This is a genomic window from Achromobacter veterisilvae (assembly GCF_037619525.1).
Taxonomy (GTDB): domain Bacteria; phylum Pseudomonadota; class Gammaproteobacteria; order Burkholderiales; family Burkholderiaceae_B; genus Achromobacter; species Achromobacter veterisilvae.
Genome location: NZ_CP148753.1, coordinates 293,516 through 303,455 on the forward strand (window position 1 = coordinate 293,516; position 9,940 = coordinate 303,455).

At 69.0% G+C, this 9,940-nt stretch carries 10 protein-coding genes; 4 read left to right on the forward strand and 6 right to left on the reverse strand.

Annotation, left to right across the window (positions count from 1 at the left end):
• Positions 1–51: 51 nt before the first annotated feature.
• Positions 52–1,563 carry an FGGY-family carbohydrate kinase gene (locus WHX56_RS01330; RefSeq protein ID WP_338880077.1) on the reverse strand — a complete coding sequence of 504 codons (1,512 nt, stop codon included), beginning with the start codon at positions 1,561–1,563 and terminating at the stop codon, positions 52–54.
• Positions 1,564–1,914: 351 nt separating this feature from the next.
• Between WHX56_RS01330 and WHX56_RS01335 the strand changes: the two genes are divergently transcribed.
• Genes WHX56_RS01335 through WHX56_RS01345 form a run of 3 tightly spaced genes read left to right on the forward strand, consistent with a single transcriptional unit; the run spans position 1,915 to position 4,922 of the window.
• Positions 1,915–2,850 (forward strand): 3-keto-5-aminohexanoate cleavage protein, encoded by a 936-nt coding sequence (locus WHX56_RS01335; protein ID WP_338880078.1) that lies wholly within the window; start codon positions 1,915–1,917, stop codon positions 2,848–2,850.
• 31 nt (positions 2,851–2,881) lie between these two features.
• Entirely contained in the window at positions 2,882–4,078 is a 1,197-nt protein-coding gene (locus WHX56_RS01340; RefSeq protein ID WP_338880079.1) for an ABC transporter substrate-binding protein, read from the forward strand.
• Positions 4,079–4,103: 25 nt separating this feature from the next.
• Positions 4,104–4,922, forward strand: a complete 819-nt coding sequence (locus WHX56_RS01345) for an SDR family oxidoreductase (RefSeq protein WP_338880080.1) — start codon at positions 4,104–4,106, stop codon at positions 4,920–4,922.
• Here the strand turns inward: WHX56_RS01345 and WHX56_RS01350 are convergent, their stop codons facing one another.
• The 4 genes from WHX56_RS01350 to WHX56_RS01365 form a co-directional block, all read right to left on the reverse strand.
• On the reverse strand, positions 4,923–5,852 hold the full coding sequence (locus WHX56_RS01350; protein WP_338880081.1) for a LysR family transcriptional regulator: 930 nt from the start codon (positions 5,850–5,852) through the stop codon (positions 4,923–4,925).
• Between the two features lie 4 nt (positions 5,853–5,856).
• Positions 5,857–7,344, reverse strand: coding sequence for a DUF1254 domain-containing protein (locus WHX56_RS01355; RefSeq protein WP_338880082.1), 1,488 nt, complete (start codon positions 7,342–7,344; stop codon positions 5,857–5,859).
• Between the two features lie 105 nt (positions 7,345–7,449).
• A complete protein-coding gene (locus WHX56_RS01360) occupies positions 7,450–7,995 on the reverse strand; it encodes an ureidoglycolate lyase (protein WP_129240967.1) in 546 nt (181 codons plus the stop codon).
• Complete coding sequence (locus WHX56_RS01365) at positions 7,992–8,231, reverse strand: Arm DNA-binding domain-containing protein (RefSeq protein ID WP_129240968.1); 240 nt, start codon at positions 8,229–8,231, stop codon at positions 7,992–7,994. Before WHX56_RS01365 ends, WHX56_RS01360 begins: the two co-directional genes overlap by 4 nt.
• A gap of 80 nt (positions 8,232–8,311) precedes the next feature.
• On the opposite strand from WHX56_RS01365, the gene WHX56_RS01370 reads away from it, so the two are divergent.
• Complete coding sequence (locus WHX56_RS01370; protein ID WP_338880083.1) at positions 8,312–8,692, forward strand: cupin domain-containing protein; 381 nt, start codon at positions 8,312–8,314, stop codon at positions 8,690–8,692.
• A gap of 1 nt (position 8,693) precedes the next feature.
• Here the strand turns inward: WHX56_RS01370 and WHX56_RS01375 are convergent, their stop codons facing one another.
• Positions 8,694–9,935 (reverse strand): MFS transporter, encoded by a 1,242-nt coding sequence (locus WHX56_RS01375; RefSeq protein WP_338880084.1) that lies wholly within the window; start codon positions 9,933–9,935, stop codon positions 8,694–8,696.
• Positions 9,936–9,940: the final 5 nt, after the last annotated feature.

The following is a 9,940-nucleotide window of genomic DNA, read 5'->3' on the forward strand; positions in this document are numbered from 1 at the left end:
TGATTATGGTGCGGATGCCGGGCCCGTGCCCGGCATCGATGGCGTCGTAGTTTATACCCGCGGCTGCATGCTGATGCCGGCCAGGGCCCGCGACACCGGAGCCAGCGCGGCTTCGGCGGCGCGGAACTGCGCGTACATGCGGCGGTAGGCGCGGGCCCGGTCGGGCTGGGGCTCGTAGCGCTGCGCCACGCGCACCAGCCGGTCCTGGGCGGCCGCGAAGCTGTCGTACCGGCCCAGTCCCGTCCATGCCGCCACCGCCGCGCCCAGCACGCCCGGCTGTTCGGCCTGCCCGATGACCAGGGGCCGCTCGCAGATGTCGGCCTTGACCTGGCACCACTGCGCGTTGGACGCCGCGCCGCCGCCGAAGCGGATTTCCCCCACGGGGCCGCCCAGGGCGGCCTCGGCCCGTTCCAGCACGATGCGGTTCAGGAAGGCCACGCCTTCCAGCACGGCCCAGGCCAGGTCCCCCGGACCATGGCGCCGGTTCAAGCCCAGGAAGGCCCCGCGCAGGTGCGGATCCCAGTACGGCACGCGCTCGCCCTGCAGGTAGGGCAGGAACAGCGCCGGCTGCGGATCGCGCGGCGCGTCCAGCAGCGCGTCCATGGCCTCGCCGACCCCGGCCATGCCTTCATCGCCCAGGCGGCCCAGCAAGGGCAGCAGCCAGGCGACGGTGTCCGCGCCGTTCTGGCCCGGCCCGCCGATCTGGTGATGGCCGCCGCCCCAGTCCACGGTCATCAGGCCCTGCGCCTGGACCGGCTCGGCGCCCACGGCGCCGAAGACTTCGGTGGTGCCCGAGATGTTGTAGGCATAGCCCGGCCGCAAGGCGCCCAGGCCCGCCACGGCGGCCCAGGTGTCGTTGGCGCAGGCCACCACGGGACGCCCCGCCAGGCGCGCCAGGGAGCCCGGCAGGCCGGCCTGCACCGGCCCGACGACCGCCAGCGGATCGAGCAGGGGCGGCACCCAGGCCGGATCGGCGCCCACGGCGGTGAGCAGGTCGGGCCCTTGCGCCGGGGCCGCCGCGGCGGCCGCCAGCCGGGCCATGGACACCGTGTCGCTGGCCACCCGCCCGGTCAGGCGGAAGTTCAGATAATCCTTGGGTTCCAGCACCGCGCGCACCCGCGCCGCATGCTGCGGTTCGGCGCGCAGCAGCCAGGCCACGCGGGCCCAGGGATGAAAGGCATTGATCTGGCCGCACTCGGGATGCGAGGCCGGCATGGGCGAGAGCCATGCTCCCACGTCCGCGGCCGCGCGGGTGTCGCGCCAGGTGATGGCGGGCCGGATGGCCGCGCCCTGCGCGTCGATGAACACCTGCGTGCGCGTGACGCCGCAGATCGCGATGGCCTCGACCGCGCCGAATGCGGCGCCGGCCTGCGCGGCCAGGGTGTCGGACAGGGACCGCAGGCCGCGCCACCAGGCATCGGGGTCGATCTCGTCCCAGCCGGGCCGGTCCGCGATACCGGCCGGACTGTCGATGTGGCAGGCATGGACGATCCCGCCTCCGCCGTCCACCAGCGCGGCGCGGAAACGCGTGCCGCCCAGATCCACCGCCAGCACATGGCTCATGACGGCGTCCTGCGATGGGGAGTCTGGCTGCACGCGGGCGGCATGGCCCGCAGCGGGCGGGAAGTCGGACGATGAAGCATGAGGGGCGCGTTCCGCGTAATCCGGTCAGGTCGTCGAAACCGCGTTTCGACCTATGCAGATTGTATTGCAGCCACGCCGGGCCGGCGGCCGGAATCCCGCGCGGGCTGCGGTTTTACGCTGCACCGCAGCACCGGAAACCCTATCAATTGATTATTTCTGTTCAGGTGACAGGGGCCGGAGGCCTGCGACAGAATGGGCCACGCCCGGAGGAGACAGCCGGGGCCACAAGAATCCACTGAACCGCGTGCGCGGCGCGCGCGCCCAAGGCCCATGAAAAAATCCAGGAACAAGGTCATCATCACCTGCGCGATCACCGGCTCGGTCCATACGCCGTCGATGTCGCCTCACTTGCCCGTCACGCCCGACGAGATCGCCCGGTCCGCGCTGGACGCCGCCGAGGCCGGCGCCGCCATCGTGCACTTGCATGCGCGCAAGCCGGACACCGGGCAGCCCACCCAGGACCCTGCCCTGTACGCGCAATTCCTGCCGCGCATCAAGCAGGCCTCGGACGTGGTGATCAACATCACGACGGGCGGCTCCCCGGTGCTGCCCCTGGCCGACCGCATGGCGCCGGCGCTGCGGTTCAAGCCGGAAGTGGCGTCCCTGAACATGGGGTCCATGAATTTCGGCATGTACGAGCTGCTCGAACGCTTCAAGGAATTCAAGCACGCCTGGGAGCGCCCCTATCTCGAAAACAGCAGCGACCTGATCTTCAAGAACACGTTCAAGGACATCGAGCACATCCTGACGGCTTGCGGCGACAACGGCACGCGCTTCGAGATCGAGTGCTACGACATCGGGCATCTGTACACGGCGGCGCATTTCGTGGACCGCAAGCTGCTGAAACCGCCCTTCCTGATCCAGTCGGTGTTCGGCATACGCGGCGGGATCGGCACGCATCCCGAAGACGTGGCGATGATGAAGCGAACGGCCGACCGGCTGTTCGGGGACGACTACATCTGGTCGGTGCTGGCCGCCGGGCGCAAGCAGACGCCGCTGGCGACGATGGCCGCGACCATGGGCGGGAACGTGCGCGTGGGGCTGGAGGATTCGCTGTGGGACGGGCCTGGCGAACTGGCGCGGTCGAATGCCGACCAGGTGCGCCGGATCCGGCGGATCCTGGAAGATCTGTCGCTGCGGATCGCCACGCCCGATGAAGCGCGCGAAACGCTGCAACTCAAGGGCCGCGACAACGTCGCGTTCTGACGAACGATTCCATCCAGAGGGGAGACTAGACATGAAAAAGACATTGTGCGCGGCCGCCTTGGCCGCCCTGTTCGGCATGGCCGGCGCGGCGCAGGCCGACGAGGTGATCCGCATCGGTTTCATCACCGACATGTCGGGGCTGTCCGCGGACGCGGACGGCCCGGGCGGCGCGGAGGCGATCAAGATGGCGGTGGCCGACCTGGGCGGAGCCGTGGCCGGCAAGAAGGTGGAGGTTCTGGTGGCCGACCACCAGAACCGCGCCGACATCGCCTCGTCGCGCGCCCGGGAATGGCTCGACCAGAAAGGCGTGAACATGCTGATCGCGGGCGCGAACTCCGCGGCGGCGCTGGCGATGGCGAAAGTGGCCGAAGAAAAGAAGACGCCGTTCTTCGTGGTAAGCGCCGGGGCCTCGGAACTGACGAACGCGCAGTGCACGCCCTATACCGTGCATTACGTGTACGACACGGTTTCTCTCGCCCGCGGCACGGCGCGGGCCATGATGAAGGAAGGAAACAAGGACTGGTACTTCCTGACGGTGGACCATGCGTTCGGCCACGCGCTGGAGCGCGATGCGTCGGCGGTGGTGCAGGCCGACGGCGGCAACGTGAAGGGACGGGTCCGCCATCCGCTGAACGCGGCCGATTTCTCGTCGTTCATCCTGCAGGCGCAGGCATCGGGCGCTTCGGTGCTGGGCCTGGCGAATTCGGCCAGCGACACCAGCAACGCGGTGAAGGCCGCCGCCGAGTTCGGGCTGACTCCGAAAATGAAGATCGCCGGCCTGCTGGTGCTGATTACGGACGTCCACGCGCTGGGCCTGCAGGCCGCCCAGGGCATGTACCTGACGACGGCCTGGTACTGGGACCAGGACGAACCCTCGCGGCAATGGGCGGCGCGCTTCGAAGAACGCATGAAGAAAAAGCCGTCGATGCTGCAGGCGGGGGACTATTCCGCGACGGCGACCTATCTGAAGGCGGTCGCCGCCACCAACAGCACCGATGGCGATACGATCATGAAGTGGCTGAAGGCGAATCCGGTGAACGACTTCTTCGCCAAGGACGGCAAGATCCGCGCCGACGGGCTGATGGTGCACGACATGTTCCTGATGCAGGTGAAGGCGCCGTCGGAATCCAAGGCGCCGTGGGACTATTACAAGCTGGTGGCGCGCGTGCCCGGCGACCAGGTCTATACCTCGCCCCAGGAATCGACCTGCCGCCTGATGAAGCCCTGATCCCGCAACACGAGAAGGAATTCGCATGACCATCAAGAGCCACGTCCCGGGCGATATCTCCGCGCTGCCCGTGGACCTGTCCGGCAAGCGCGTCATCGTGACCGCGGGCGCGGCCGGCATCGGCGCGGCGATCGCCGCCGCGTTCGCCGAACGCGGCGCCCGGGTGCACGTCTGCGACGTGGATGAACAGGCCCTGGCGGCCTGCCCCCATCCGCGGGCGCAGGCCGACGTGAGCCGGCGCGAGGAAGTCGACCGCTATATGCAGGAAGCGCTGGCACACCTGGGCGGCCTGGACGTGCTGGTGAACAACGCCGGCATCGCCGGCCCGACGGCCGGCATTGCCGACATCGCGCCGCAGGAACTGGACGCCACGCTGGACATCAACCTGGCCTCGCAGTTCCACACGGTGCGGCACGCGCTGCCGGCGCTGCGCGCGGCCGGCGGCGGCAGCATCATCAACATCAGCTCGGTGGCGGGCCGCATGGGCGTGCCGATGCGCACGCCCTACGCCGCGACCAAATGGGGCGTGGTGGGGCTGACGCGGTCGCTCGCGGTGGAGCTGGGCGGCTACGGCATCCGCGTCAATGCGCTGCTGCCGGGGCTGGTGGCGGGGCCGCGGATCGAACGGGTGATCGAGGCGCGGGCGAAGAACATGGGGCTGACGGTCGAAGAAGAAACCCGGCTGGAGCTGTCCGGCGTCAGCCTGCGGCAGTTCGTGCGCGCCGCGGACATCGCCAACATGGCGCTGTTCCTGGCCAGCCCGTTCGGGGCGATGGTCAGCGGGCAGGCGATCAGCATCGACGGCGACCTGCAATCCCTGCCCTGGCAGCCGCCGGCGGACTAGTCAGCCCAGCAGTTCGATGGTCTGCGCGTAGACGCCGCCGCGGCGCTCATCGGCGGTGGCGCGCAGCGCGTCCAGCAGGCGTTCGGCCAGGTCCTGGTTCTGCGCTTCCCGGCGGGCGATGAGCAGGAAGTCGTACCACTGCCGGGAGGCCAGCGGCCGCACCACCAGGTCGGGATAGGCGGCCGCGATGTCCCAGGCGGACAGCGCGTTCACCAGGCTGATGCCCTTCACGGCCCGGACAGTTCCTGGCAGCAGGGACATGTGCGCGCGCATGCCGGAGCGCAGGATCAGCGAATCCGCGATGTTTCCCTGCGCGACAACGTAGTCGGACCACAGCGGCTTGACGTAGGTTTCGGGCGGGATGTCGCCGACCGCGATCACGTCCCGGCCCGCGAGGGGATGCTCGCGGTGCGCGATGGCCATGACGTAGGCGCGCAGGAAGGGCATGAAGTTCAGGCGCGGGCTCTCGCGGCTCACGGCGCTGAGGCCGAAGTCCGCGCGCATGGTCTCGACGGCGCTGATCGCCTGCACGGACGATTCGATGTCGATGGAGAACGGCCGCGTGCCGTTCGCATCCAGATAGCGCCGCACGGCGTCGGGCGCGTAGCCCAGCGCCAGCGCCGGCGACGAGGCGATCCGCAGGCCGCGGCCGCCGAACTGTTCGATGCTGTGCAGCGCCTCGTCGATGCGGACCAGTTCGTCCAGCACGAACTTCGCTTCGCTGTAGAGGTACTGCCCGGCCTCCGTCGGCCGCAGGGTCTTGTGGGAACGATCGAACAACTGCACGCCGGTGGCGCCTTCCAGGCGCGAAATGGCGTGGCTGATCGCCGGCTGCGTCAGGTGCATGACTTGCGCGGCCTGCCGGGTGGAGCCGGTCATGACCACCGTGTAGAAAATACGCAGGTCGTGGATGTTGAAGTTGCGCTTCATGCCGCTATCTTGCCACCCGCCTGATCTCCGGCGACACCCACTTGCCGTCCAGCAGCGCAGGCTTCGGCCAGTAGTACCGCAACGCCACCATGAACGGGCCTTGCGGCGCGGGCAGCCAATTGGATTCCCTGGACTTGCCCGGCGACTCCGCCTGGATGTGGATCGTCAACCCGCCGTCCGCGTCCCGCTTCAGGGACGGCAGCATGGACGAATTGATCAGGTAACGCTTGATGGGGTTGGCCGCCAGTTGCTGATCGGGCAGCCGGTACACGGTCATGGACCAGAACGCGTTGACGGGCGGCAGGCCGCGCGGGGCGAAGCGCAGGGTGTACTTGTTCCTGCCATCCAGGGGCTGGCCGTTGCCGTCCTTTTCCAGCACGGGATACAGGGCCTCTTCGCGGCTGTTGGCGCCGATGCCGACCTGCGTGCCGGTGGCGCGCGCCAGGTAGTCGTTCTTCAGCGTGCCGCGGTCCCCGTACAGCGCGTCGGTCTTGCCGTCCAGGGCCTCGCGGTTCCTGTCGATAGCGTTCTGGCCGTCGTGCATGCCTTCCTGCAAGGCGCGGCGCAGCGCGGGGTTGATGTTCTCGATATCGAAGGGTTCGCCGGGCCGAAGGCCGATGCTGGCAAAGCGTTCCCGCAGCGACCTCTCGGATGGATGCGCGGGCGCGAATTGCAGCAGGAAGGCCAGTTGGTGGTAGAACTCCAGCGAGGTCCGTAGCTGCGCGGGCGGCTCGGCGGGTATCCAGTCCACTTCCGCCGCCGGCGCGGGCGCGCGCTGCTTGCGGAAGGCGGACAGCGTCTGGATCCGGTAGCGCGACTGGATGCGCTTGACGTTCGGGAGGTCGGCGGCGTTGAAGAGCTGGGTGCGCCCCACCATGTTGACCAGCTCGGTTTCCGATCTGAAGACCTTGGTGATGCCGGGCGGCACCTTGCCGTTCCAGCGCGGGCCGGCGACGAGGAACCTGCCGCCGCCGTTGCCGGTGCCGCGGCTGCCGATGTAGGCGAAGTTGTAGGTGTACAGATCCATCAGTTGCAGCACGAAGTAGCGGCGTTGCTCCATCGGCGGCACGGTGATGACGACGGGCTCGGCGCGCAGGTCCAGCACCGCGAACGAGTACGGGGTGTCGGAGTTGGGCGTGACGAAGGCCGTGTCTTCGGGGCCGAAGACGCGCGCAATGCTGTTGACGGTATTGAAGGGGCCCTTGTACTGCGGATTGTTCTTGTCGATATTGAAGGCGTACATGGTCTGGTAGCTGGCGACCATGGGCGTGCCGTACAGATACGCTTCGCGGGCGATGCCGCGCGCCTGTTGCGCGGTGACGCCCTCGATCCCGACCGATTGGGAACCGCTGGCGGCATCGGGCGAATTGAAGCTGCATCCCGCCAGGCCGGCGGCCAGCGCCGCAATGGCGGCCAGCCGGGCCGCGGCCGGCCAACGAGGGCCGCAAGACGTTGCAAGGGGAAAGCCGGTGCGGATCTGACGGTTGTGCATCCAATGCTCCAACACTTCAAGAGGGCGGCGTCGCGTGCTGCGTGTGAATCCCCGGGGGATTCTGTCATATTTCCCGGCGATGTAGAAGAAACGGCCCGCGCCGGCTCAAGCCGCCTGGTCCATGCCTTCCAGCCGCTGCTCGGGGATGGCCGCGATCGCGCTTTCGCTGGCGGCGGCGTCGGTGGTCAGGTGCTGGATCAGGTCCAGGGTGGTGGAGCGGCGGGTCAGCATCAGGCAGGTGACTTCCGGGCCGGCGACGCGCGTGGCGTGCCAGCAGCCGGGCCGCATGCAGACGCCCTGGCCCTGCGGCACCCGGAACGCCGCCAGGGTGGACAGGTCGGGGCTGCCGTCGGCCGCGCTGCGCGCCACGACCTGGACGATCCCGCCCGTCAGCGGCACGATGGCCTGCTGGGTCAGAAGATGCTTCTCGAGGCTGGCGATTTCCGCGGACTGGCTGCGGTAGTTGACCCACAGCAGTTCGGCGTCGCCGCCCGCGCCGGTATTGAACAGGTGTTCCTGCCAGAAGTCGGTGGCCGGGTTGGAATACAGCGGCACGCCATTGCCGTCCGGCATGGGCTTGCCCAGCATCCAGCCGTAGGCCCGGAAGGCCTCGGGCGTCAGGTCATTGATTTCCAGTTCGTTGCTCGTCATGCGGAACCTTGTGATGGCCTGGCCGCGCGGCCGCGTTTCGGGAATTCGGCCTCGTAGTCGAACTCGCCGCGCGCGATGGCCTCGAGGATGGCGGCCCGCCGTTCGGCGGCGCGCTTGAGGTTGGCGGCGGTGGGCTTGGCCCGGATGCGCTCTACGCAGTGCCGCCCGTCGTGGAAGAAGCCGATCTCGATGGAAGACTCGGACGCGGGCCTCACTCCGTCGAATCCCTGGCGCATCGCCCTCTCCTGTCATTGCCGATGACCGACATGATATCGCTTTACACTGGCCCGACGCCCCTCACCCAAGGAAGCGCATCATGGCCACCGATCTGTCGTCGCACTATGTCCTGCTGGACGCCTCGGGCGCCAGCACCACCGTGGAAGGAGGAGACGCGTTCTGGTCGCAGCCGTCCGATGAGCTGGACCGTTACGGACGCGGCTGGCTGTTGTCCGAATACACGTTCGCCTCGGACTGGCCGCAATGGGAAATGCATCCGGAAGCCGACGAGGTCGTCCGCCTGATGTCGGGCGCGGCCGAGCTGCGGCTGGAATGGCCCACCGGCATCCAGGACGTGACGCTGCGGGCCGGCGATGCCTATGTGATCCCCAAGGGCGTATGGCACACGGTCAGGGTCCGCGAACCCTGTCGCATGCTGCACGTCACCATGGGCGCGGGGACGCGGCACCGGCCGCTCTGATCTAGCCCGCCGCGCCCGCGGGCCGGACGCGGCGGATCTCGCGGTCGTCGATGGGCCAGTGCAGCGCGGCCGACAGCACGCCCAGCGCCATCGCCCCCAGCCAGATCGCGTCATAGGAACCGGTCGCCTCGAACACGATGCCGCCCAGCCACACGCCCAGGAAGGAACCGAGCTGGTGGCCGAAGAACACGAAACCGAACAGGGTCGTGATGTAGCGCACGCCGAACACCTGCGAGATCAGGCCGTTGGTCAGCGGCACCGTGCCCAGCCAGACAAAGCCCATGACGGCCGCGAAAACGTACACGGTCCACGTCGATAGCGGCAGCAGCACGAACAGCGCAATGGCCGCGGCGCGGATCAGGTAGATGCCCGCCAGCAGGTACTTGCGGCGGTGATGGCCGCCCAGGATGCCGCAGACGTAGGTGCCCATGACGTTGGCCAGCGCGATGATGGCCAGCGCGGCCACCGCGTCGGCCGCGCGCAGGCCCTTGTCCATCAGATAGGCCGGCAGGTGCGTGCCGATGAACGCCAACTGGAAGCCGCAGGCGAGGAAGCCCAGGTTCAGCAGCCAGAACCCCGGCTGGGCGAAGGCTTCGCGGATGGCCGCGGCCAGGGACAGCCCGGCATCCGGCGCGGTCGCGTCCTGCGAGCGGCTGGCGGGCTCCCTGAGCGGGAACGCCAGGGGCAGCAGCATGGCGCAGACGACCGCGAACGACAGCAGGGCCGCGATCCAGCCCCAGCCGCCGATCAGCCATTGCGCGGCCGGCACCAGGGTGAACTGGCCCAGTCCGCCCACCGCCCCCGCCACGCCCAGCGCCCAGCTACGGCGTTCCGGCGGCACCAGGCGGCTCAGCGCGCCGTAGATCACGGCAAACGCCGTGCCCGACAGGGCGACGCCGATGCACACGCCCGCCGTCCACAGGAAGGCCGCGGGCGTCGCGGCATGCGCCATGCCGGCCAGTCCCAGCGCGTAGCACGCCAGCCCGCCCGCGATGACCTTGGCGGATCCGTAGCGGTCCGCGACCATGCCGGTAAAGGGCTGGACGATGCCCCAGGTGAGATTCTGCACCGCCATCGCCATGGCGAAGGTTTCGCGGCTCCAGCCCCGGTCCATCGTGACGGGCAGCAGGAACAGGCCCTGCACGTGGCGCACGCCCAGGGCCAGGCCCATGACGACGCCGCCGGCCAGGACCAGCAACCAGAGTTGAGACGCATCGAGCGGAGACTTGCGCAGGGCGGGCATGGCGG